General features: G+C 54.9%; 21 protein-coding genes. 11 read left to right on the top strand and 10 right to left on the bottom strand.

Annotated elements, in window-relative coordinates:
• Positions 1-51 precede the first annotated feature (51 nt).
• The 6 genes from AC5Q5A_RS09230 to AC5Q5A_RS09205 all read left to right on the top strand — a co-directional run bounded on the left by AC5Q5A_RS09230 (position 52) and on the right by AC5Q5A_RS09205 (position 7241).
• Entirely contained in the window at positions 52-1305 is a 1254-nt protein-coding gene (locus AC5Q5A_RS09230; protein ID WP_493895058.1) for a sarcosine oxidase subunit beta family protein, read from the top strand.
• 11 nt (positions 1306-1316) lie between these two features.
• A complete protein-coding gene (locus tag AC5Q5A_RS09225) occupies positions 1317-1619 on the top strand; it encodes a sarcosine oxidase subunit delta (RefSeq protein WP_493895057.1) in 303 nt (100 codons plus the stop codon).
• The gene (locus tag AC5Q5A_RS09220) at positions 1616-4609 is read left to right on the top strand and encodes a sarcosine oxidase subunit alpha (RefSeq protein ID WP_493895056.1); all 2994 of its coding nucleotides are present in this window, start codon (positions 1616-1618) and stop codon (positions 4607-4609) included. Before AC5Q5A_RS09225 ends, AC5Q5A_RS09220 begins: the two co-directional genes overlap by 4 nt.
• A 15-nt stretch (positions 4610-4624) precedes the next feature.
• Complete coding sequence (locus tag AC5Q5A_RS09215) at positions 4625-5176, top strand: sarcosine oxidase subunit gamma (RefSeq protein ID WP_493895055.1); 552 nt, start codon at positions 4625-4627, stop codon at positions 5174-5176.
• Positions 5177-5346: 170 nt separating this feature from the next.
• The gene (locus AC5Q5A_RS09210; protein ID WP_493895054.1) at positions 5347-6285 is read left to right on the top strand and encodes a 2-hydroxyacid dehydrogenase; all 939 of its coding nucleotides are present in this window, start codon (positions 5347-5349) and stop codon (positions 6283-6285) included.
• A gap of 104 nt (positions 6286-6389) precedes the next feature.
• Entirely contained in the window at positions 6390-7241 is an 852-nt protein-coding gene (locus AC5Q5A_RS09205; protein ID WP_493895053.1) for an urea carboxylase-associated family protein, read from the top strand.
• Between the two features lie 63 nt (positions 7242-7304).
• Here AC5Q5A_RS09205 and modC read toward each other — a convergent pair whose 3' ends face one another.
• The 8 genes from modC to AC5Q5A_RS09165 all read right to left on the bottom strand — a co-directional run bounded on the left by modC (position 7305) and on the right by AC5Q5A_RS09165 (position 15386).
• Entirely contained in the window at positions 7305-8435 is a 1131-nt protein-coding gene (gene modC, locus AC5Q5A_RS09200; protein ID WP_493895052.1) for a molybdenum ABC transporter ATP-binding protein, read from the bottom strand.
• Positions 8432-9124, bottom strand: a complete 693-nt coding sequence (gene modB / locus AC5Q5A_RS09195; protein WP_493895051.1) for a molybdate ABC transporter permease subunit — start codon at positions 9122-9124, stop codon at positions 8432-8434. Before modB ends, modC begins: the two co-directional genes overlap by 4 nt.
• Positions 9121-9921, bottom strand: a complete 801-nt coding sequence (gene modA / locus AC5Q5A_RS09190) for a molybdate ABC transporter substrate-binding protein (protein WP_493895050.1) — start codon at positions 9919-9921, stop codon at positions 9121-9123. The genes modB and modA overlap by 4 nt, the downstream gene beginning before the upstream one ends.
• A 148-nt stretch (positions 9922-10069) precedes the next feature.
• Complete coding sequence (locus AC5Q5A_RS09185; RefSeq protein ID WP_493895049.1) at positions 10070-10588, bottom strand: hypothetical protein; 519 nt, start codon at positions 10586-10588, stop codon at positions 10070-10072.
• A 63-nt stretch (positions 10589-10651) separates the two neighbouring features.
• Entirely contained in the window at positions 10652-11341 is a 690-nt protein-coding gene (locus AC5Q5A_RS09180) for an exonuclease domain-containing protein (protein ID WP_064789452.1), read from the bottom strand.
• 5 nt (positions 11342-11346) lie between these two features.
• A complete protein-coding gene (locus tag AC5Q5A_RS09175; protein ID WP_493895048.1) occupies positions 11347-13215 on the bottom strand; it encodes a DUF294 nucleotidyltransferase-like domain-containing protein in 1869 nt (622 codons plus the stop codon).
• A gap of 122 nt (positions 13216-13337) precedes the next feature.
• Positions 13338-15104, bottom strand: a complete 1767-nt coding sequence (locus AC5Q5A_RS09170; protein ID WP_063088812.1) for a sodium:solute symporter family protein — start codon at positions 15102-15104, stop codon at positions 13338-13340.
• A gap of 24 nt (positions 15105-15128) precedes the next feature.
• Positions 15129-15386 carry a DUF4212 domain-containing protein gene (locus tag AC5Q5A_RS09165; protein WP_008889559.1) on the bottom strand — a complete coding sequence of 86 codons (258 nt, stop codon included), beginning with the start codon at positions 15384-15386 and terminating at the stop codon, positions 15129-15131.
• A gap of 594 nt (positions 15387-15980) precedes the next feature.
• Between AC5Q5A_RS09165 and ettA the strand changes: the two genes are divergently transcribed.
• On the top strand, positions 15981-17660 hold the full coding sequence (gene ettA, locus AC5Q5A_RS09160; protein WP_493895047.1) for an energy-dependent translational throttle protein EttA: 1680 nt from the start codon (positions 15981-15983) through the stop codon (positions 17658-17660).
• Positions 17661-17786: 126 nt separating this feature from the next.
• Here ettA and AC5Q5A_RS09155 read toward each other — a convergent pair whose 3' ends face one another.
• Positions 17787-18425: an MlaC/ttg2D family ABC transporter substrate-binding protein gene (locus AC5Q5A_RS09155; protein ID WP_336232258.1), complete on the bottom strand. Its 639-nt coding sequence runs from the start codon at positions 18423-18425 to the stop codon at positions 17787-17789.
• A 9-nt stretch (positions 18426-18434) separates the two neighbouring features.
• On the bottom strand, positions 18435-19220 hold the full coding sequence (locus tag AC5Q5A_RS09150) for an MlaA family lipoprotein (protein ID WP_338186258.1): 786 nt from the start codon (positions 19218-19220) through the stop codon (positions 18435-18437).
• A gap of 300 nt (positions 19221-19520) precedes the next feature.
• Between AC5Q5A_RS09150 and AC5Q5A_RS09145 the strand changes: the two genes are divergently transcribed.
• From AC5Q5A_RS09145 to metH, 4 genes are all read left to right on the top strand, one after another.
• Complete coding sequence (locus AC5Q5A_RS09145; protein WP_493895046.1) at positions 19521-20498, top strand: ArsR/SmtB family transcription factor; 978 nt, start codon at positions 19521-19523, stop codon at positions 20496-20498.
• 89 nt (positions 20499-20587) lie between these two features.
• Positions 20588-21481: a methylenetetrahydrofolate reductase gene (gene metF, locus AC5Q5A_RS09140; RefSeq protein WP_008889564.1), complete on the top strand. Its 894-nt coding sequence runs from the start codon at positions 20588-20590 to the stop codon at positions 21479-21481.
• Between the two features lie 53 nt (positions 21482-21534).
• Positions 21535-22599 (top strand): homocysteine S-methyltransferase family protein, encoded by a 1065-nt coding sequence (locus AC5Q5A_RS09135; protein WP_040822979.1) that lies wholly within the window; start codon positions 21535-21537, stop codon positions 22597-22599.
• Positions 22600-22637: 38 nt separating this feature from the next.
• Positions 22638-25289, top strand: a complete 2652-nt coding sequence (gene metH / locus AC5Q5A_RS09130; protein ID WP_493895045.1) for a methionine synthase — start codon at positions 22638-22640, stop codon at positions 25287-25289.
• The last annotated feature ends 36 nt before the right edge of the window (positions 25290-25325 follow it).

The raw sequence follows: 25325 nt of genomic DNA, 5'->3' as shown, positions 1-25325 counted from the left end.
CATGGACATTGATAGAGTTCAGGCAATGGTAAATCGGGGGATCGTATAATCATGACCCATTTTTCTGCGCTATCGCTTATCAAAAACGCCCTTAGCGGCCAAAAAAACTGGGAGCCGCAATGGCCCGACAGTGAGCCAAAGGCCGAATACGATGTCATCATCGTCGGCGCGGGTGGTCATGGTCTTGGTGCGGCTTATTATCTGGCCAAGGAACACGGCATCACCAATGTCGCCGTGATCGACAAGGGTTGGCTGGGCGGTGGGAACACCGGCCGTAACACGACGATTATTCGGTCGAACTATCTCTATGACGAAAGTGCCAAGCTTTATGACCACGCGCTTGATCTGTGGGATGGGCTGAGCCAGGAACTGAACTACAACGTCATGTATTCGCAGCGCGGCGTTCTGATGCTTGCGCATAACGTTCATGATGTTCAGAGCTTCCAGCGCCACGTACATGCCAACCGTCTGAACGGTGTCGATAACGTCTGGCTGTCGGCCGAGGAAGCCAAGGAATTCTGCCCGCCACTCGATATTTCGCCCACTGCACGCTATCCCGTCGTTGGCGCGGCACTTCAGCGTCGCGCAGGAACCGCGCGCCATGACGCCGTGGCATGGGGGTATGCCCGTGGCGCTGCGGCACGTGGTGTCGATATCATTCAGAACTGCCCGGTAACCGCCATTCGCCGTGGCCCGGATGGCCACGTGACGGGCGTTGAAACCGCCAAGGGCTTTATCGGGGCGAAAAAGGTTGCTGTCTCGGCCGCGGGTCATACCTCGGTCGTGATGGATACGGCCGGTGTTCGCATGCCGCTTGAAAGCTATCCGCTGCAGGCGCTGGTGTCAGAGCCGATCAAGCCGATCTTCCCCTGTGTGGTCATGTCCAACAGCGTGCATGCCTATATCAGCCAGTCTGACAAGGGCGAGCTCGTGATCGGGTCGGGAACCGACCAGTACACCAGTTATTCCCAGCGTGGCGGGTTGCCGCTGATCGAACATACGGTTGCCGCGATCTGCGAGATTTTCCCGATCTTCAACCGCATGCGCATGCTGCGTAAATGGGGTGGTATCGTCGATGTGACCCCGGACCGTTCGGCTATCCTTGGCAAGACGCCGGTGCCAGGTCTTTATGTCAACTGTGGCTGGGGGACCGGCGGGTTCAAGGCGACCCCGGGTGCTGCCCATACACTGGCATGGACCGTGGCAAAGGATGATCCGCATCCGGCCAACGCGCCCTTCACCCTTGAACGTTTCAGCACTGGTCGTCTGATTGACGAAGCCGCTGCTGCCGCTGTTGCGCACTAAGGAGACCGGACATGCTTCTGATCCATTGCCCCTATTGCAATCAGACCCTGCCGGAACTGGAATTTACCTATGCCGGTGAAGCGCATATTGCACGTCCGGCCGATCCGTCGTCTGTCAGTGACGAGGAATGGCGCGATTTCCTGTTCATCCGCACCAACGTCAAGGGCCCGCATTATGAACGTTGGCGCCACTTCCATGGCTGCGGTCGATATTTCAACGCCGTGCGTGACACTGTCAGTGACCTGTTCCTGATCACCTATAAAACTGATGATCCCCGTCCTGAACTGTCCAAATTGTTGGAGAAATCGAAATGAGCAGCTTCCGCGTTTCCGGGCGTGGTCGCGTCGATCACACCCAACCGATCCAGTTCACCTTTGACGGCAAGAAAATCAAAGGCTTCAAAGGCGATACCATTGCATCGGCATTGCTGGCCAATGGCATCCACCTGATGGGTCGTTCGTTTAAATATCACCGTCCGCGTGGTGCCGTGACGGCCGGTTCGGAAGAACCGAACGCACTGGTCGGCACGCGCCGTGGTCCGGGCCGGTTTGAGCCGAACACCCGTGCAACCGTTCAGGAAATCTGGGACGGTCTTCAAGTCAACAGCCAGAACCGCTATCCCAGCCTGTCCTTTGACGTTGGTGCGATCAACGATAAGGCCTATATGCTGTTTTCGGCCGGGTTCTATTACAAGACCTTCATGTGGCCGAAATCCTTCTGGGACAAGGTTTATGAGCCGTTTATTCGTGCGGCAGCCGGTCTTGGCGTTTCGCCGACCGAACCCGATCCGGATCACTATGCATCGCGTTATCTGCACACTGATGTTCTGATCATCGGTGCCGGTCCTGCCGGTCTTGCTGCGGCCTTGTCAGCGGCGCGTGCCGGATCGCAAGTGACCCTTGTTGATGAAAACCCCGAAGCGGGTGGTTCGCTTCTGTCTGAGCCATCAGCGATGATCGAAGACATGCCGGCATGGGATTGGGTTGCCAAAACCGTGGCGGAGCTCAAAGAGCTTGGCGTCAAGGTCATGACCCGCACGACGGCGATTGGCTATTACCACCAGAACATGGTTGGTCTGTGTGAAAAGCTGACCGACCATCTTGCTAGCCCGGATGGGGAAACCCCGCGCGAACGCATGTGGCGTGTCCGTGCCAAGCAGGTTGTTCTGGCGCAAGGCGCGCTGGAAAAGCCACTGGTGTTTGATGGCAATGACCGCCCGGGCGTGATGCTTGCCGGTTCGGCGCAGACGTACCTCAACCGTTATGGCGTGCGGGTTGGCAACAAGGCCGTCATCGTCACCAGCCATGACAGCGCATGGTACGCGGCCTTTGATCTGGCCGATGCGGGCACCACCATTGCCGCCATCGTCGATACCCGTTCCGAACCGAATGCGGATCTGCTTGCCGAGGCGACGCGTCGCGGTATTCGCATCATGGCCGGTCATACCGTGACCGGCACCGAAGGCCGCCTGCGTGTCAAATCGGTTCGGGTCAACCCGGTGACCGGATCGACGGTCGGTCCGGCTGAAATGATCGGATGTGATTGCCTTCTGATGTCGGGGGGCTGGACGCCGTCGCTGCATCTGTTTTCCCACACCAAGGGAACGCTTAAGTGGGACGACGAACGCCAGACCTTCTTGCCCGATCACAAGGCAGAGGAATGCGAAATCGCCGGTGCAGGCCGTGGCCTGTGGGGCATTGAGGCCGTTCTAAATGACGGGGCAGAAATGGGCGCGTCTGCGGCCAAAAGCCTTGGCAAGAAGGCCAAGGCGGCGACATATGCCGTTGCCAATGATCGTCCGGGAACCGGTGTCAGCCACAAGGAACTGCCGACCGATCTGGATGCAGGCAAGGCACGCGCCTTTGTCGACTACCAGAACGACGTGACAGCCAAGGACCTTCGTCTGGCGGTACGTGAAGGCATGCGTTCGATCGAGCATGTCAAACGTTACACCACCAACGGCATGGCGACCGATCAGGGCAAGATGTCGAACATCAACGGCCTGAACATTGCCTCTGACGCCTTGGGTGTGCCGCAGCCGAAAGTTGGTCTGACCACTTTCCGCCCGCCTTACACCCCGACCACCTTCGGCGCGTTCTGTGGCTATCACAAGGGCAGTCACTTTGAAGTGACGCGAAAAACCCCGATTGACAGCTGGGCCGAAGAAAACGGTGCGGTTTATGAGCCGGTCAGCCTGTGGCGCCGTGCATGGTACTTCCCGAAAGACGGTGAAGACATGCATGCAGCCGTATCGCGCGAATGCCGTGCGACGCGTGCAAGTGTCGGTATCTTTGATGCATCGACCCTTGGCAAGATCGAGGTGGTTGGCCCGGATGCGGTTGAATTCATGAACCGTATGTACACCAACCCCTGGACCAAACTGGCCCCCGGACGGGCACGTTATGGCCTGCTTTTGGGGGATGACGGGTTTATCCGCGATGACGGTGTCATTGGCCGTCTGGCCGATGATCGCTTCCATGTCACCACCACGACCGGTGGTGCGGCGCGCGTTTTGAACATGATGGAAGACTACCTTCAGACCGAATGGCCTGACCTTGATGCCTGGCTGACCTCAACGACCGAGCAGTGGGCGACCATTGCACTGAACGGCCCGAATGCCCGCAAGGTGCTTGAGCCGTTTGTCGAAGGTCTTGATATGTCTGATGATGCATTCCCGCACATGTCAGTTGCCGAATGCCGCGTGGGTGGCTTCCCGGCCCGACTGTTCCGCATCAGCTTTACCGGTGAAGTCGGCTTTGAAGTCAACGTTCCGGCCCACGCTGGTCGTGCGCTTTGGGAAATGCTGTTCGAAGCAGGCAAGAAATACGATATCTGCCCCTATGGGACCGAAACCATGCACGTGCTGCGTGCCGAAAAGGGCTATATCATTGTCGGTCAGGACACCGACGGCACTGTCACCCCGCATGATGCCGGGCTGAGTTGGGCAATCGGTAAAATGAAACCCGACTTTGTCGGTAAACGTGGTCTGGCGCGTCCGGATCTGGTTGCCGAAGGCCGCAAGCAGTTGATTGGTCTTCTGACCGAAGATGGCAAAACCAAGCTTGAGGAAGGGGCGCAGATCGTTCTTGATCCAAACCAGCCCAAGCCGATGAAAATGGTTGGTCATGTGACATCGAGCTATCACAGCGATGCCGCAGGTCGCCCGATTGCCATGGCGCTGCTTGCAGACGGTTTCAATCGTATGGGTGAAACCATTTACATTCCGATGCCAGATCGTGTGATCAAGGCGACCGTCACCGGGACCGTGTTTTACGATCCCGAAGGCGAACGGTTGAAACTCTAGGCGGGGAACAGAAAAATGACGGTACTTACACACGCATTTACGCCGGGTCCGATCGTTGCTTCCGGGCCGGTTAAACTGACCCTGATGGCGCCGGTTGCCCGTTTCTCGCTACGTTTGCGGGCGGCCAACATTCCGGCCGTATCCAAGGCGATTGGTGTTGATCTTGCAACCACAGTTGGCGCACGTGCGGCCAATGGCACGACTGAGTCCATCTGTCTTGGCCCGGATGAATGGCTGATCATCGCCAAGCCGGATGATACCGACACAGTGACCAAGGCGTGCGCGGATGTCTATGCATCGGCAACCCACAGCCTGACCGAGGTGTCAGCCCGTGAAGTCACGGTGCGCATCGAAGGCGAACGTGCGAGCGAGTTGCTGACCATCGGTTGCCCGCGCGACATTGACAGCATCCCGGTTGGCGGTGGCTGCCGTACGGTGATCGATGGTGTCACGGTTGTTCTTTGGCGGGATGCCGAGCAAAGCTTCCGCATGGATATCTGGCGTTCGTTCGCCCTGCACATCATTGATCTGCTGTGCACCGGCTGCATGGAATTCGCGGCAGAATAATCTGCATTGGGGCGGGGATTTGGCGATTGCCATCCCCGCCCTTATTGTATCTAGGCAAACGTATTGGGTCGAATGTGGTTTTCTGGCGATATGAAACTGCGCATCAACTTGTCTCAGGTGATTGAGGCAGCTAGTCTTTGGGGCACACGCAGCCACCGAAAGACGCCCCAATGATACGTTCCGTCCTTGCCCTTCTTGATATCCGCCCGGCCTATACGGCCATGTTGGCAGAACGCCACGATCTGCATCGCTATGACCTGGTTCCGGACAAGCAGAAATTTCTTGATGAAATGGGCGATCAGATCAGAGCCGTTGTGACATCCGCACGCTTTGGTGTTCCGGAAGACTTGCTGGCGCAACTCCCGAACCTTGAAGTCATTACAAGCTTTGGCGTTGGGCATGATGTCTTTGATCTGAAGGCACTGCGTGACCGCGGCGTTCGTCTTTCAACCACACCTGACGTTCTGACCGATGACGTTGCCGACACGGCGATCATGTTGATGCATGCCACCTTGAGACAGCTTGTGTTGGGTGATGACTGGGTGCGCAGCGGAAAGTGGGCGGCAAAAGGTCCGATGGCACTGACCAGAAGTGTGCGCGGCAAGAAGCTTGGCATTGTCGGGCTGGGCCGGATCGGACAGGCAATCGCATCACGCGCAATTCCAAGCGGGGTCGAGGTCGGCTATTTCGGACGCAGCAAGAAGGATGTCGATTATCGGTTCTTTGACGATCTGACGGCACTCGCGACATGGTCGGACATCTTGGTGTTGTCCTGCCCCGGTGGGGCCGCGACCAAAGGCATCGTCAATGAAGCGGTGCTTGATGCCCTTGGCAAAGATGGTGTCGTGATCAATATCGCACGGGGATCGGTGATTGATGAACCGGCTTTGATCCGGGCGTTGCAGCATGGCTTGATTGCCGGTGCGGGACTTGATGTGTTTGAAAATGAACCGGATATCGATCCGGCATTTGCCAATCTTGATAATGTTGTGCTCTATCCGCATCTGGCAAGTGGAACGGTGGAAACCCGCGATGCCATGGGCCAATTGGTTGTCGATAATCTTGATGCGTGGGATGAACGCCAAGAATTGATCACACCGCTTGTTTAGTTGTTCGTTTGATCTGCCAGTCGGCCCCGTTGAAACAGGCTTGTGTCAACGTGTCACTGTGCCATTCTGTCGCCCATCTATTTTCCTGTTATCGAGGCCACCCCATGACTTTCAAGCCCCAGCACCAAGCCCCAACAGACGCCGCCGAGCGTCGCGCGATCAAGCCGGTCGTTGTTTATCCCAACGGAACCTTGCCCGAGCCTGACTTTGCGACGCTCGCAGAATTCAAGGCATCAATGAAGAAAGTGAACGAGGTTATCGTTCCGCCGCGCGATGCGCGCACGTTTCATGTGCCCAAGGGATACTTTTTCCGCATTATCAGTGTCGATGGGCCGCAGGTCGGTGATTTGAACCTTTGGAATGCAAATGACCTTAAGGAACGGTTTTTCAGCGGCAAGACCCGTGCCCTGCATCGGACCCACCTGACCACCGGTGACCGTTTGTGGTCCAACATGCCCTATCTGCGTTCGATGGCGCTCATCAGCGAAGATACCCTTGATTGGTATGGTTTTGATGAGGATGGCGGCAGTGTGCATGATGTGATTGGCACCCGCTGCGATCCGTTTACCAACCGGTTGTTGTCAGGCAATGATTATCATCATTGCTGTCATTCCAATCTGTGCCGGGCTTTAAGTGATGAGACCGGCATGTCGATGCAGGAAGCCGATCACTATGTGCATGATGTGTTGAACGTCTTCATGTGCACCGGCTTTACCAAGGACACCCATCAGTATTTCATGAAGGCAAGCCCGGTACGCCCGGGGGACTATCTTGAAATGTTTGCCGAGATCGATTTGCTGGGCAATCTTTCGACCTGTCCGGGTGGGGATTGCAGCACCGGCCATTCAAGTGATGATGCCGCCTGTTATCCGCTTAAGGTCGAGATCTATGAAACCGATTCAGCCTTGCAGGACAAATGGGACTGGCCAGCGCCCAGTGCGTATCAGCACCCTTAAGCCTTAAAACAAACCCCCGTCGAAGATACCGACGGGGGTTTGTCGTTTCCTGGTGCGTCAGTTTTAGCGATCGCGCAACTGCCCATTGACCGTGACCGATTTGATCACGGCAAAGACTTTTTGATGGGGTTGCAGTTTTAAGCGTGATCCCGACCATTTCGTGATGCGGGCATGAATTTTGGGGCGGCCACTGGTTTCCGCAAGAAGGGTGGCATCCGCATCCTGACCAAAGCACATGGTTACATCAATGGTGTCATCGGGCTCGTCACTGATTTTGGTTATGGTGACGGGAATGATGTTGTTCGCACTGATATCGTGCGGCGGGGTACGGGCAATCATCACATCACGGGCACGAATATGCAGTCGGACACGATCACTTTTCGGACGGCCGAGATAGGGCACGACAAGTCGTTGCCCGCCACATTCAAGGAAGCTGACCTCGGCCTTGGGGTCACGACTGACAATCCGGGCGGCCAGAACCGTTCCGGCATCAAAGCGCCCGGCCAGCGGCGCCAAGTCCGTGCGGCCCAGCATTTCAAATACCGACCCGGTCGCAAGTGTTTTGCCCTGATCAATGATTACCATGTGGTCAGCAAGGCGGGCGACCTCGTCAATCGCGTGGGTGACATAAAGGATCGGTATCTTGCGATGATCGCGCAACCATTCGAGATACGGCAGGATTTCCTGTTTGCGGGCGTGATCAAGGGCGGAAAGCGGCTCATCAAGCAGCAATACATCCGGATTGGACAAAAGAGCACGCCCAAGTGCCACCCGTTGCTTTTCCCCGCCAGACAGAAGGTTGGGTCGGCGATCCATCAGATCCCAGATATCAAGCATCTCAAGGATGGTCTGTTGTTCATCCTGTGGCAGTTTGTGGAGATTGCGGCGCGCCCCGTAAAACAGGTTGTCGCGCACCGATTTATGCGGGAACAGGCGATTATCCTGAAACACGCAGCCAACCCGACGCTTGCGAACCGGAAGGTTGATGCCACGCGAATGTTCAAAAAGCACATGATCGTTGATTTGAATATGGCCGCGATCCGGGCGGACCAAACCGGCAATCATGTTAACAAGCGTCGTCTTGCCACTGCCAGAAGGGCCAAACAGGGCGGTTATACCCGGTTCAGGAATATTGAATTCGGCGGCAAGCCGGAAAGTCTTGAGATTGCGTTCAACATTGACACCGATGCTCATGACGCGGCCCTTTTGCGAATACGACGGAGCGCCAATTCAGACAGAAGCAGTCCGGCAAAGGCCAAGCCGATCGAAAGAGCCGCCAAGCGCGCTGCGGCCAGTTCGCCGCCCGGTGTCTGGATCGCCGTATAAATCGCGAGTGGCAGGGTGCGGGTCTCGCCTGGGATGTTTGATACGAACGTGATTATCGCACCAAATTCGCCAAGGCTTGCGGCAAAGGCGGTAATGGCACCAGCAATGATACCGGGAAGTGCCAAGGGCAATGTCAGCGAAAAGAACCGGTCAATCGGCCCGGCGCCAAGGGTTTCGGCAGCCTGATAAAGACCCGGATTGACGTTTTCCAGGCTCAGTCGAATGGCGCGGACCTGAAACGGGAAGCTTACGATCGCCGATGCCAGTGCCGCGCCCGTCCAGCTAAAGACAAAGCGCAGGTCAAAGGTCTCATACAGCCAAGCACCCAAGGGGGCCCGGGTGCCCATCGCGAGCAATAATAAATAGCCCATAACAACCGGTGGCAGGATCAGCGGTAGATGCACAATCGCATCAAGAATAAAGCGCCCGGGAAACCGACCAAGGGCAAGCGCAGTTGCGACAATAATCGCAAAGGGCAGGGCACAAGCAACAGCAACGCCTGAGATGCGCAAGCTTAGGAGAAGTGCCTCTATTTCGGCGGGGGTCAAACTGATCATTTTCCGGGCACGTTGGCTTGCGTTGTTGCAACGGGTTCAAAGCCATAGTCTGCAAAAATGCGGCCCGCGTCATCCCCCAAAAGCCAAAGTAGGAATTTCGTGGCTTTGGTTTCGGACGGATCACCCGTCAGGGCAACAGGATAGGTAATGATCGGGTGGCTGTTTTCAGGGAAGGTGCCGATGATTTTGACGTTATCGGAAATGCCGGCGTCAGTTTGATAGACGATGCCAATCGGTGCTTCGCCCCGTTCAACCAGCGCCAAGGCCGCACGAACATTGTCAGTACGCGCAAGCCTTAGTGCGACCGTTTCCCACTGCCCCAAAGATGTCAGCGCCTGTTTGGCATAAATGCCGGCCGGCACGTGATCCGGGTCGCCGACTGCGATGCGATCACTGGGTTCGATCAATGCTGTCAGGTCTGAAGTATTGCTAATTTTAATCGGGGTAAGATTGCTATCTTTGGGGGCGACAATAACCAGACGGTTTGTCAGCAGGTCATGGCGGCTGCCGGGGACAAGCAAGCCCTGATCGTTTAGCCACGTCATCCATTTTTCGTTGGCAGAGATAAAGACATCTGCGGGTGCCCCTGCGGCAATCTGGCGCGCCAGTGTCGAGGAACTTGCCAGTGATAGGCGTATTGTATCACCCGTTTCCTTTTCATAGGTGGCGGCCGCAGTTTCAATGGCGTTGGTCAGGCTCGCAGCGGCAAAGACAGTGATGTCGCGCGCACGGGCCGCTGTTGAGATGCTGCCGACAAATACGACCGCGATCACAAAGAAGGCGACTGCAGATGGCAATGGGGATCGAAAATGGGGCATAGGGACCCGTAGCTTAAAAAAGGGCGCGTTTGCATCACTATAGACGAAATCAGTTTTGTTGCCACACATGACAAGGCCCGCCACAGGGCGGGCCAAAGGTTATCCGGTTTCGCGATGGAAACAGCGTTCAGGAACAGACCGCCGCGCGCAGTGGGTCGTCGGCATCCATATCAAACCATTCATTCATTGCGGCCGGGAAACCATTGCTGTCGAGTGACGTATCGGGCGTGATATAGCCACGCCGTCCTTGCGCGCAATCAACAAGATGGGTCAGGGCAAGGGTTTCGCCGCCCTTGCGCAGCAGCAGGGTCATGACGCGCTTTTCATCGGGGTTTTGGGGATTGGATACCAGTTTTTCGCGATCAATCGCCGTAAAGCGGTTGGTCGGTGCGGAAACCAGTGTCCACGGCGCGAAAATGTTTTCGTCAGTAAAGGTCTGAATGACGCTGATGGTCTGAGGCAGGCGGGCTTCATAGCGATCAAACCATGTGTATTCATCCCAGATCATGTAGCCAAACATCGCAATCGCTGCGACGAGCGGAATGACATATTTCGGTGCCTTGCGGCCCCAAAGCCGGAACAGCAACATGACCACGCCAGCCGACGCAAACCCGATAACAACGGTTGAGAAGATAAAGACGTACATAGGCTGGTGGCTCCCGATCTGCTGTTATTATTGGCGGGGCATTTTTTGAGCCCTGATAACCGATTAGCGCAGTATCCGGTCGAGCTCAAGTTCGCCTTTCGGATCACGTTTGGCGATTTGGGCCAGAAACAGGCCCGACGCGGCAATTGCGTCAGACAATGCGTTATGGGCCCGGAAAGGGGGCAGGTTATGATTTCGGCGCAATGTATCAAGCCTGAGCGCCCCGGATTTCATGGTTTCACCACTACGCCGGATGTCGCGCAGAGCCAGAACCAGGGTATCGACCGTCGGGATTTGCAGCGGCGCGCCAAAGGATTGTTTGCAGGCCTGGCCAAGGAATCCCAGTTCAATCGGCGCATGGTGGGATAACAGAACCCGGCCAGCCATCTGGGGCAAAAGATGCTCAAGGGCTGCTTCAATGCTTGGGGCATCGGCGACATCGCTGTCAAATATCCGGTGGACCACAACCGAGCTTTCGCTGAGCTCCTTGGTTGGCCGCACCAGAATATGTTCGCAACTTGAAAAATCGACCGAAAGCTGACGGATAATCACCCAGCCGAGGCTGACGATTTCATCCTTTTTGGGATCAAGGCCGGTGGTTTCCAGATCAAGAGCGATGAATTCGGTTTCCATCACGGATCTTTCAGGATCGGCAGGCGGCACATCGTAATAGGTCCGCAAAGGCCCGGTTGCCTTGCGCTGGATGAAGTCACGATACAGCCGACTGTCGAGGATTTTCTGGCGCAATCCCATATGGCTTACGTCCCGCTTTTGCCAAAGGCGTGCTCAAGCGCGCCCTGAAGGTTCTTGATCACCGAGAACGCATCTTTGAGATGGCTGCGCTCAAACGCCGACAGGCTTTCAGGTTGCAGGAAGTTATCGGGCTTTTCGCCGCGCCGGATCTGACGCACCTGATGTTTCAGGCGGGTGATGCTGATGAATTCAAAGGCATCGAGAAGGTCTGACGCCCCCTGATTGCTTATGGATGGGAATGCCTTTACGGCATTGAGCCGCTCATAGGTGTTTACGGCCTCGACCCCGTTGGCAAGGGCGTGAATGCGGGCGACATCAACGATTGGCACCACGCCGTTATGTTTCAAATCAAGGGTCTTGTCATGTTCGCCGCCACGGATCATGACAAAATTCTTGAAGAAACCAAGCGGGACATGATGGCTCAGCGCATTGCCCACCATATAGGCTTGGAAAATACGGTTGTCCTTGGCTTTTGAGATGATCATGCGATGCAGGTCTTCAAACAGGCTCTTGGTGCCGTGGACCGGGCGCAGATCAAACCAGACCGAGCAAAGCATCAGGGACTTTGGTTCGGGTTGTTCGATCCATTTGTTGAAATAGTGCTGCCAGGTGCGCACCGGTTGCCGCCACTCATCTGTTCTGGCCATCATTTCACCGGGGCAATAAACGTAGCCAACCTTGTTCAGGCTATCACAGACAAAGTCGGCAAGCTTTTTGAAATAGTCCCCGTGTTGATCCGCGTCATAGGCGTCATCAATAATCAGGCAATTGTCCTGATCTGAAAGTGCTGTTTGTTCCTGGCGGCCTTGTGACCCACCCGCCATCCAGACATAGGGGACGGGCGGGGGGCCAAATTCTTCCTCTGCCAGTTGCAGCAGCCGGGCGGTCGCCGCATCCGACAGGGTCGTTACGATATGTCCGGCATTTTGCGATGTCGCGCCCGCTTCAATCAGGTGGCTAAGAAGTTCAGGGACCTGGGCGATGACCTTTGCCATTTCTTCGGGTTCGGTCAGTTTGCCGATCCGACCTGCCATGTAAACAGCCGACAGCGACTGGCGTGCCAGCAAGTTGTTGGTGGTGATCATGCCAACTGCCTTGCCATCCTTCATCACCGGCAGATGGCGGATATTGTTGCGCGTCATGGTCAGAAGCGCATCAAAGGCGTACTGATCGGGATCGATCGAGATCGGCTTCTCGGTCATGATTGCCGTTACCGGCTCATCATAACTGCGGCCCTTGGCGATGACACGATTGCGCAGGTCACGGTCGGTCATGATTCCGGCAACGCCGTCACCGCCTTCGGTAATCAACAGACAGGAAACGCGTTCCTTGCTCATCAACTGGCCCGCTTCAAGGATCGATGCCGACTTGTCGATGCTGACCAGTTCGCGCGCGACCAGGTCACTGACCTTCACACTCATCAGTTTGAGCTGATCGTCATCGCGACTTTCGAGCAACTGCATGCCACTGCGCAGGCGTTCGCCACCCATCTGGGCGAAGAAATAGCTAAACTGCGGATACTTGCCAGTCAGCGCATGAAAATCCTTCTCGGGCAGCAAGTAACACAGGCTGTCTTCGAGAGTTGTAATGTTGTTGGCGGCCCGTCCATTCTGATACATCGCGCGCACACCAAAGCATTCACCCTCTGACAGGCGGGCAAGCAACTGCCCGTTCGGGTCGCGGGTTTCGGTCCCGCCGGTGCGGATGATGTATAGATGAAGGCATTGTTCCTCGGGCGAGAGGACTTTGGTTCCTGCACGGAAATAACGGGCCGACAGGCGCTTGGGCAGGGCGTTGATTTCTTCGTCAGGTAACAGATCGAACGGGTGGTGCTGTTTTAGAAACTCGGCAATTTCTTCGAGTTCGATGCTCATGACTGTTTTCCTCCGCAAGGGCATGCCCTGAGTGCATTGTTGCCTGACTAAGGCCGAAAAGAAAAGCCCCCGGATCAATGATCCGGGGGCCTGCAACAGTTCCTGGCAAACCAGTTGACCGATTAGTGGTCAACTGCGCCACCGGCTCCTTTCGGAACGCGGATGTCTTCAATCATGTGCTGGATATGCTCTGGCGGCTCAGCGGTGACTTTCGACACAGCGAAAGCAACGATGAAGTTCAGGATCATACCAACGACGCCAATGCCTTCCGGCGAGATGCCGAACAGCCAGTTTGCTTCGACGTTTTCGATCAATACCGGGATAAAGATGCCCTTGTAGGACATGATATAACCCATGGTGAAGATCAGACCGACCAGCATCCCGGCAATAGCACCTTCACGGTTAACTTTCTTGGAGAAGATACCCATGATGATAACCGGGAATAGCGAGGATGCGGCAAGACCGAAGGCGAAGGCCACCACCTGTGCCACAAAGCCCGGAGGATTGTAGCCCAGATAACCGGCGATCACGATCGCGACCGCAGCCGCAACACGCCCGGCCATCAGTTCCTGTCCTTCTGTCATGTTCGGTGTGAACGTGCCTTTGAGAAGGTCATGTGAAACACCCGACGAAATCACAAGCAGCAGACCAGCAGCTGTCGAGAGTGCTGCGGCGATACCACCAGCTGCGACCAGGGCAATGACCCAGTTCGGAAGCTGTGCGATTTCCGGGTTGGCAAGAACCATGATGTCACGGTCAACGCTCAGTTCGTTACCAGCCCAGCCATATTCGGCTGCTTTGGTCGCAAACTCTGCGTTCGCATCGTTGTAATACTGGATGCGGCCGTCACCGTTCTTGTCTTCGAACTTCAGAAGGCCGGTTGCTTCCCAGCGCTTCATCCAGTCCGGACGTTCTTCATAGACGAGGTTACCGTCTTCTGCGCCCACTTCACCGGTCTGGATGGTGTCGGTCAGGTTCAGGCGAGCCATTGCACCAACTGCCGGAGCAGTGGTGTAAAGCAGCGCGATGAAGACCAGCGCCCAACCGGCCGAAGAACGTGCATCACGGACTTTCGGAACGGTGAAGAAGCGAACGATAACGTGCGGAAGACCGGCAGTACCAACCATCAGTGCAAGCGTGATTGCAAAGATATCAATCGTTGACTTGTTGGTGGTGGTGTATTCGAGGAAGCCGAGTTCCGTCACAACCTGGTTAAGGCGATCAAGCATGTATTCGCCGGTGCCATTCACGGTCGAGCCAAATGCCAGCTGCGGCAGCGGATTGCCGGTCAGCTGGAAGGCAATAAAGATTGCCGGAATGGTGTAGGCAATAATAAGAACGCAATATTGTGCAACCTGGGTATAGGTAATGCCCTTCATGCCGCCAAGAACAGCATAGATGAAGACGATGCCCATGCCGACGATCAGGCCGGTGAGGAGTTCAACTTCAAGGAAGCGCGAGAACACGATACCAACGCCGCGCATCTGACCTGCCACATAAGTAAACGAGATAAAGATCAGGCAGATAACAGCAACGATACGGGCGGTTTTGGAATAATAACGATCCCCGATGAATTCCGGCACGGTGAATTTGCCGTACTTGCGAAGGTACGGTGCCAGAAGCATCGCCAGCAGGCAGTAACCGCCTGTCCAGCCCATGAGGTAAACCGAGCCGCCATAGCCAAGGAAGGCAATGAGGCCGGCCATAGAGATAAAGGAAGCAGCCGACATCCAGTCTGCTGCGGTCGCCATGCCGTTGACGACCGGGTTAACACCTTTGCCAGCGACATAGAATTCGCCGGTGGTGCTTGCCTTGGCCCAGATCGCGATGCCGATATACAGCGCGAAGCTCAAGCCGACGGCAATATATGTAAGGGTGGTAAGATCCATCTTGTCTGTCTCCCTGATCCTGCGTCAGTCGTCTTCACGAACGCCGAATTCGCGATCCAGTTTGTTCATCTTGGCCACATAGACGAAAATCAGTGCGACAAAGACGTAAATGGACCCCTGTTGAGCAAACCAGAAACCAAGCTGGAAGCCCGCGATTTCGATAGAGTTGAGGGCATCGACAAACAAGATGCCGAAACCGTAGGAAACGATGAACCAGATCGCGATAAGGACCGAGACCAGCTTCACGTTTCTCTTCCAGTAGGCTGCGCTTTGTTCATCCATCGCGCGTCTCCTTCCTAGAAATGATAACTTTCCCTGCCGACATATTTTTATGCTGTGTTTGTCGGCCGCATGAATGCGTGGCGTTGAATGCATCAAGACACACTCATTGCCTGTAAAGCTCGATACCAGTTTTCGAGAGTCGCCATAAGCTAATCATTAGTCGTATAGAACAGGGTGTTAGAAGGTGTTCTGCCCCAGCGTCGAATAAAAATAGTGACAGAATCCGGGCGGTTTTCACTGTGTGCATTGCAGCATTTTAAGGTTGAAAAACATTGCGTCTAAGTGCCTAAAAAGTGACGTTTTTATAATTTAGGGGACCCAGCACGGTCCGATGCGGCTATTTTTTGACTGAAATCGACGCAAATTTCGTTTGCCGAACCCGAATGATGTCGCCGACGCGAGATCGCTTGATGCACCTTGTTTCAGCTCGCCATCTGGCATGTTTTGATAGCATGTGAGCTGTCTGCGGTTTGAAGTTGTTAAGAGCCTGCCTGTCGGTTACAAACGGGCACAGTATTTCAGGCATGCGCATGAGTGTGCCGAAGTGTTTCAGCCCAACAGGGCGGACCCAACGACTTTTGGATGGGGAATTTAATGGCATCCTACCAGTATATTTACGTCATGAAGGACCTGACCAAGATCCTTCCGGGCGGTCGCGAACTTTTCAAGGGCATCACACTGTCCTTCCTGCCAGGCGTAAAAATCGGTGTTCTCGGCAACAACGGCGCAGGTAAATCGACCCTGCTGAAAATCATGGCCGGCATCGAAAAGGATTACGCCGGTGAAGCCTGGCCTGCCGAAGGTGTCAATGTCGGCTATCTTGAGCAGGAACCGCAGCTCAATCCGGAGAAAGACGTTCTTGGCAACGTCATGGAAGGGTGTGGCTCGATTGTTGACGATCTTGCACGCTTCAACGAAATCAGCGGCAAGTTTGCCGAGCCGATGACCGATGACGAAATGAATGATCTCCTTGCCGAGCAGGGTGAACGTCAGGAACGCATCGATGCGGCCAATGGCTGGGATTTGGAGCGCACCCTTGAGATCGCGATGGACGCCCTGCGTTGCCCGCCCAAGGATGCGGACGTAACCAAGCTTTCAGGTGGTGAGCGCCGTCGTGTCGCCCTTTGCCGCCTGTTGCTTGCAAAGCCTGACATTCTGCTGCTTGACGAACCGACCAACCACCTTGACGCTGAATCGGTTGCGTGGCTTGAACGCCACCTTGAAGATTATCAGGGTACCGTCATTCTGGTCACCCACGATCGTTACTTCCTTGATAATGTTACGGGCTGGATTCTGGAACTTGACCGCGGTCAGGGCATTCCGTTTGAAGGCAACTATTCCTCCTGGCTTGAGCAGAAGCAAAAGCGTCTGGAACAGGAATCCCGTCAGGAAGGCAGCCGCCAGAAACAGCTTGCCACCGAACTTGAGTGGATCCGTCAGAACCCGAAAGGCCGTCAGGCAAAATCCAAGGCCCGTGTCCGTGCCTATGACGATCTGGTCGCCGAGGCCGCAAAAGCGGTGCCGGATTCCACCAAGATCGTTATTCCGATTGCCGAGCGTCTTGGTAACGAAGTTATCACTGCCGAAGGTCTGACCAAGGCTTATGGTGACAAGCTTCTGTTTGAAAACCTTGATTTCCGTCTGCCGCCGGGTGGCATCGTTGGTGTGATCGGTCCGAACGGTGCGGGTAAAACCACCCTGTTCAAGATGCTGACGGGTGCTGATACCCCGGATGCAGGAACGCTCAAGATCGGTGATACCGTCAAGATGGGCTATGTCGATCAGTCGCGTGACTCGCTTGATCCGAACAAAACCGTTTGGCAGGAAGTTTCCGACGGCCTCGACGAGATCCTTTTGGGCAAGCGTCCGATGTCGTCGCGGGCCTATGTGTCACAGTTCGCCTTCAAGGGCGCAGATCAGCAGAAAAAAGTCGGTCAGTTGTCGGGTGGTGAACGTAACCGTGTTCACCTTGCCAAGATGCTGAAATCCGGCGCGAACGTTCTGCTGCTTGACGAACCGACCAACGATCTTGATGTCGATACCCTGCGTGCACTTGAGGAAGGTCTCCTCGAGTTTGCCGGTTGCGCTGTGGTCATCTCGCACGATCGTTTCTTCCTTGACCGAATTGCGACCCATATTCTGGCCTATGAGGGCAACTCGCATGTCGAGTGGTTCGAAGGGAACTATCAGGAATATGAAGCCGACTACAAACGTCGCTATGGTGAAGAGGCAAGCCGCCCGCACCGTATCAAATACAAGCCGCTGACCCGATAAGACGGTTAATTGGTTTGAGATTAAAGGCCACCTTCGGGTGGCCTTTTTTGATGCCCGGATGTCAGATACAAAAAAGCCACCGTCGCAAGGATGGTGGCTTTTGTATTCGGATATTAAGGCAGGCTATCAGAGACCGGTTTTTGCCTTGAGTGCAGCGGTCAGGGCGCCGACATCGTCATTGTTCTGTTGGATGACCGATGTGAACTCATCGCGTTGGGTGATGCCCATGCTCAGACCTTCGATGGAAACATCAATGATCTTGTAGCTGTCATCAAACATCCGCATCCGCCAAACAATGTTTACCGGTGGGCCGTCCGGACGGACGAACTGCGAATCGACAAAGGTGTCCTTGTTCTTCTGGGTCTCATCACCGACGACAAACTGTTCGCCGTTGAATTCCTTGAACTGGTTTGCGTAGTTGAGCGCCAGATAGTTCTGAAGCAGGACCGAAAACTCCTCGATCTCCGCTTCGGAAATCGAACGCCAGTAACGCCCCAGAACGAAGCGCGAAACGACATCCATTGCAAAATAGCGGTCCATAAGGGACACGAACTTTTTGCGGCGAACGTCGTCAGCAAGGCTTTGATCGGTCAGTTCATTCATGGCCTGGTCAGCCATGCTCTGAATGACATTTGCTGCGCTGGTTTCGACAGCGACTTCAGCAACAACGTTTGAAGACAAACCCGTTGCCGACGCCGGACCAGACCAAGCGGCTGCGACGGCGATCATCGCGGCGGTTGATATGGCGATTTTGCTGTTTACCATGACCGGCTCTTACTGGCTTGCCGCTTCGACAGCATCGTCGAAGTCAAAAGATGCGCTTTCGTCTTCTACAGCGAACTCTGGTGACGGGCCACCATTGCGAATCATCTGATTGCGTTGCTGACGATAGAGGCTGCGCAGGGCTGCGTAATAGTCGATAGACGACTTTTGCAGTTCGTTCAGCTGATTGATCGTCGCGTAACGATAATGCAGGGCTGTAAGACCGACCGAGCCAAGATAAAGGGCTTCGACGGTATCACTGTTCTGTGCGCCCCATGTCAGCGGGTTGGCAAAATAGTCAACCCCGATGCCGGCTGTATCACGCAGGTTGGACGGGCCAAGCAGCGGCAGCACAATGTAAGGGCCACCGCCAATGCCGTAATGGGCAAGGGTCTGACCAAAATCTTCACGACGGTACGGAATGCCGAAATCAGATGCGACATCATTGAAACCAAGGAAGCCAAGCGTCGAGTTCATGATGAAACGCTGGAACGAGGCAGCAGCCTGATCCGGGTCACCCTGCAGCAACGCGTTGAACGAGTTCAACGGTTCGTTGATGTTGCGCACGAAGCTCGCGACGGAGGTTTTAACAGGTTCCGGGGCAATGTCGCGGTACCACATTGCAGCAGGATACAGGACCATGAAATCGACCGCGCCGTTAACACCGTGAACCACGCGGTTCACCGGCTCAAGCGGATCATAATCACTCGTGTCCTGAGCGGGTTCTGTCGATGCGCACGCGGTCAGCAAAGACAGCGATCCTGCGGCACAAAGCGAAAGCAAAGTTCGAAACTTCATTATTTTTAGCCAACCGATGTTCGATACACAGACTTCCCCGACCCGAAACGCTTTTGATGCGGGACACCAAAAAACGTTACCGATCAATCCCCTGCTCGAAGGGCGATCATGTAACGCGCACGCCTCAGATATCCATTTGGTTAGCATAGGGTGAAATTAAACACCAGCATACAAAAAGTTGATCAGGATCAAGCAGTTTTCAGGTGTGGCATTTAGGCAACAAGTTTTCACGCGAAAATAGCGCTTGAACAAACATAAACATATCTTTATATCTTTCTTGTCAACGTGGAGGGCATTGGTATGGAACAGGTTCTGGCAAGATTGCGCGCAGCTGCTGAAGCAACGCGGCTTCGCTTGCTGGCGATCTGTGCCGAGTGCGAATTGACCGTCAGCGAGATCACCCAGATCATCGGTCAGAGCCAGCCGCGCGTCTCCCGACACCTTAAATTATTGTGCGAGGCAGGCCTGCTTGTCCGGTTCCGCGAAGGGACTTGGGTTTTCTATCGCACGCCGCATTCCGGGCCGGGTGCCGACCTTGTGCAGCCTGTGCTGGATCTGCTGCCAAAAGATGACGAGACGCTTGCACTTGACCGTGCCCGTCTCGATCAGGTGAAGGCAGAACGCGAAAAAATCGCGACAGAATATTTCCGCGCCAACGCCGAAGACTGGGATCGGATTCGCTCACTTCACGTCGACGAGGCGGTTGTTGAAAAAGCATTGCTTGAGGCGGTTGGTGATCTCACCGGTGGCCGGATTCTCGATGTCGGAACAGGTACCGGACGTATTCTTGAGCTTCTCGGGCGTAACGCCGAAGAGGGCGTTGGCGTTGATATGTCACGCGAAATGTTGGCTGTTGCGCGCGCACGCTTGCAGCGCGCAGACCTGTCGAATTGCCTTGTTCGTCAGGCCGACATGTACCAGTTGCCTTATCCCGGCGGCATGTTTGATGTGGTGACCCTGCATCAGGTGCTGCATTTCGCTGAAAAGCCCGAGGCGGCCCTTGCCGAGGCAGCGCGTGTTCTGGCCCCCGGGGGCCAGCTTGTCATTGTCGACTTTGCCCAGCACGAACAGGAAGAGCTCCGCGAAGAACATGCGCACCGTCGTCTTGGTTTTGATGATGGGTCCATCAATGACTGGTTCCGCGCCAGCGGTCTTGAGCCTGGCAACGTTGTCAGTTTGCCAGGCAAACCACTGACGGTTCGGATTTGGATGGCTCGCCCGACATCGGCACAAGCAGCGGACAAAGTTCAAAGAAATTCTGAAAAGGCTGCGGAATAACGCGCAGCATGTATCGAAAATAACCAGATAGAAAGACCGACCCAAGGGCTCAGCCTGCGGGAAAGCGAAGACAGGATTGAGATATCGATATGATGACGGTTCCAGAAATCAACGCAGTACGCAAACACCTCAAGGTTTCGTTCGAATTCTTCCCGCCGAAAACCGAGAAGATGGAAGAAACCATGTGGCGGTCGATCCATCGGCTTGCGCCGCTCAATCCGTCTTTTGTTTCGGTGACCTATGGGGCCGGCGGCACCACACGTGATCGCACCCATGGCAGTGTCACCCGTATTCAGGGTGAAACCGGCATTCCGGCTGCGGCGCATTTGACCTGCGTTGGTCACACCAAGGAAGAGATCGATCAGATCGCGCGCAGCTACTGGAACGAGGGTATCCGTTCCATCGTTGCCCTTCGTGGGGATTTGCCGGATGCGGGCGACAAGTATGAACCGACCCCGGGTGGCTATGCCTATGCGGTTGATCTGGTTGCCGGCCTTAAGGAAATTGCCGATTTTGATATTTCGGTATCAGCCTATCCGGAAACCCATCCGGATGCGCCAAGTTCCGATTTCGAAATTGATTATCTCAAACGCAAGATCGATGCGGGCGCCAACCGGGCAATTACCCAGTTCTTCTTTGATAACGAAACCTATCTGCGGTTCCGTGACAAATGTGTGGCTGCGGGCATCGAAGCCCCTATTGTTCCGGGCATTTTACCGGTGACAAACTTTGCGTCACTCTTGAAATTTGCCGATATGTGTGGTGCTTCTGTGCCGCAGCGTTTGCATTGGCGTTTCGAAGGGCTTGATGAAGATCCCGATACCCGTCGCATGGTCGCATTCCACGAAGCCATTTCGCAGGTGGAAGGTTTGATCAGCGAAGGGGTGACTGACTTCCACTTCTATACGCTTAACCGTGCCGAACTGACATATGCCATCTGCCATGCGCTGGGCATTCGCGGAACCGAACAGGTTGCAGCCTGAAGGTGCTTTTGCCCTGTAACCCGGACGCATGAAGAATTGATTGGATGAAAAAGATGAATGATCGCAAGGAACGCATTGCCCTGCTGCGCAAACGGGCCGAGGAAAAGATACTGATCCTTGATGGCGCAATGGGCACGATGATCCAGAAGCACAAGCTGACCGAGGAAGACTACCGCGGCGAACGCTTTGCCGACTGGAAGCAGGACGTCAAAGGCAACAACGACCTTTTGTCACTGACCCAGCCGGACATCATCAAGGACATCCATCTGCAGTACATCGCGGCCGGTGCGGACCTGAATGGAACCAACACCTTTAGCGCGACAACCATTGCCCAGGCCGATTACGGCATGGAAGACTTGGCCTACGAGATCAATTTCGAAAGTGCCAAGATCGCGCGTGCTGCCTGTGACGAATGGGAAGCCGCCCATCCGGGGGATGTACGCTTTGTAAATGGTGCTATCGGCCCGACCAACCGTACGGCATCCATTTCGCCGGATGTGAACAATCCCGGATTCCGCGCCATCACCTTTGATCAGCTCAAAGAGGCATACAAGGAAGCAACGACCGGTTTGCTGGATGGTGGCGCGGATACGCTGCTGGTGGAAACCATCTTTGATACGCTCAATGCCAAGGCTGCGCTTTTTGCCATTGATGAGGTTCTCGACGAACGCGGTGAAGATGTGCCGGTGCTGATTTCAGGCACGATCACCGATGCATCCGGCCGGACGCTTTCGGGGCAGACGACCGAAGCGTTTTATAATTCGGTGCGTCATACCAAGCCGTTCTCGATTGGTCTGAACTGCGCATTGGGTGCCGCACAGCTGCGCCCCTATGTTCAGGAACTGTCGCGCATTGCCGAATGCCGCGTTTCAGTTTACCCCAATGCGGGCCTTCCCAACGAGTTTGGTGAATATGACCAGACCGATGCCGAAATGGCAGAATTGGTTAAGGAATGGGCCGATACTGGCATGGTCAATCTGCTGGGGGGCTGCTGTGGTACGACACCGCCGCACATCAAGGCGATTGCCGATGCGGTGGCAAATGCCAAGCCGCGCGTTGTGCCCAAGTTTGAGCCAAGAATGCGTCTGTCCGGCCTCGAGCCGTTTGATGCTGCGTAAATCTGATATTGATAGCTGAAAAGAGATCGAAAAGACCCATGACCGACATTTCCAGATTTATCAATATTGGTGAGCGGACCAACGTCGCCGGATCGCTGAAATTCAAGAAGCTGATCGTCGAAGAAGATTACGATGCAGCCCTTGAAATTGCCCGCCAGCAGGTCGAAAACGGCGCGCAGATCATCGACATCAACATGGATGATGCGATGCTTGACGCCGAAACGGCGATGGTCAAGTTCATCAACCTGATTGCGGCCGAGCCAGACATTGCTCGCGTTCCGATCATGGTCGACAGTTCGAAATGGAACGTGATCGAAGCTGGCCTGAAATGCCTGCAGGGCAAGGGTATTGTTAACTCGATCAGCCTGAAGGAAGGCGAAGAACCCTTCATCGAACAGGCCAAAAAGCTGCGCCGCTACGGCGCGGCAGTTGTCGTCATGGCCTTTGATGAAAAAGGTCAGGCCGATACAGTCGATCGCAAGTTCGAAATCTGCAAGCGCAGCTATAACGTGCTGGTCGATAAGGTTGGCTTCCCGCCTGAAGACATCATTTTCGATCCAAACATCTTTGCCGTTGCGACCGGTATCGAAGAACACGACAATTATGCTGTCGACTTCATCGAAGCCTGCAAGCTGATCAAAAAACACCTGCCATACGCCAAGATTTCCGGTGGTGTTTCCAACGTTTCGTTCTCGTTCCGGGGCAACAACCCGGTCCGCGAAGCGATGCACTCGGTGTTCCTGTATCACGCCATCAAGGCGGGACTGGATATGGGGATCGTCAATGCCGGTCAGTTGGTTGTGTATGAAGAAATCCCGGCAGAACTTCGTGAACGCGTCGAAGACGTCATCCTGAACCGTCGTTCGGATGCGACCGACCGTTTGCTCGAAGTTGCCGAGAAATACAAAGGTACTGGCGGGCCTGAGAAAAAGGCCGACCTTGAATGGCGTAAAAAACCGGTCAAGGAACGTCTGGCGCATGCCCTGATCAACGGTATTGCCGAGTTCGTCGAAGAAGACACCGAAGAAGCCCGTCAACAGGCGGACAAGCCGCTGCATGTGATTGAAGGTCCGTTGATGGACGGCATGAACATCGTTGGTGACCTGTTTGGTGACGGCAAGATGTTCCTGCCACAGGTGGTGAAATCCGCGCGTGTGATGAAAAAGGCGGTCGCCTATCTGATTCCCTTCATCGAAGAGGAAAAAGACGGCAAGCACGAAACCAACGGCAAGATCTTGCTCGCGACCGTTAAGGGCGACGTGCATGACATCGGCAAGAACATCGTTGGTGTGGTTCTGCAATGTAACAACTTCGAGGTCATCGACCTTGGGGTGATGGTACCGACCCAGAAAATCATCGAAACCGCCAAGGCCGAAAAGGTCGACATGATCGGTTTGTCGGGCCTGATTACCCCGTCGCTTGAAGAGATGACCTATGTCGCGGCCGAAATGGAACGCGAAGGGCTGGATATTCCGCTTCTGATTGGCGGGGCGACGACGTCGAAGGTCCATACTGCGGTTAAAATCGCGCCGAACTATCTGAAATCATCGGTGGTTTACGTGATCGACGCATCGCGTGCCGTTGGTGTTGCCAGCAATCTGCTTTCAAAAACCAATGGCGAACGCTTTGCTGAGGAAATCCGCAACGAATATATCGCGATGGCTGAAAAGCATGCAGCACAGCAACTGCAGAAAAAGCGTTTCTCGATTGTCGATGCACGTGCCAACAAGGTTCAGCTTGACTGGGACAACTTTGAAGCACCGGTTCCGCTCAAACCCGGTATCACCCTGTTTGAAGATTTTGATCTTGAAGAACTGGTGTCGCGCTTTGACTGGAAACCGTTCTTCGAGACCTGGGAACTTCATGGGCGTTTCCCCGACATCCTAAAGGATGAAAAGGTCGGCGAAACGGCGCGTAGCCTATATGCGGACGCGCAGGAAATGCTCAAAAAAATCGTTGCCGAAAAATGGTTCAAGCCCAAGGCGGTTGTCGGTCTGTGGCCCGCCAACTCGGTCGGTGATGATATCGAAGTTACCCCGGCACCGGAGAAGAATGAGCCGGTGATGCTCCATACCCTGCGTCAGCAGATGTATCGCGAAAACAACAAGCGTCCGAACCGCGCGTTGGCCGACTATATCGCGCCAAAAGAGACCGGCAAGACCGACTATATTGGCGCCTTTGTTGTTACCGCCGGGCCGGAAGTCGAAGAAATCTCTGCCAAGCTTGAAGCAGAGCATGATGATTACAATGCCATCCTGGTCAAAGCCCTGGGCGACCGTTTTGCCGAGGCGTTTGCCGAGCATATGCACGAAAAAGTTCGTAAAGAGCTTTGGGGCTATGCACCGGACGAGGCGCTTGGCAATGATGATCTGATTGCCGAAAAATATCGTGGTATCCGTCCGGCACCGGGTTATCCGGCCTGCCCGGAACACACTGAAAAGGGGATTCTCTGGGATCTTTTGGATGCAGAGAAGAATGTTGGTGTGTCGCTGACTGAAAGCTATGCCATGACGCCAACCTCTTCGGTGAGCGGTTTTTACTTTGCCAACCCGGAGGCCAAGTATTTCGGTCTTGGTAAAATCGAACGCGATCAGGTGGAAAGCTATGCCGAGCGTAAGGGCATGACCTTGGCCGAGGCAGAACGCTGGTTGGCACCAAACCTCAATTACGATCCGCGTCAGGCGAAATAATCGCCTGTCCGGTCGCAAGGAAAAGCCCCGCAGACT

The organism is Thalassospira sp. CA1 (genome assembly GCF_059052855.1).
The sequence above is the reverse complement of the archived record's forward strand: the minus strand, read 5'-3'. Positions and strand labels throughout refer to the sequence as shown.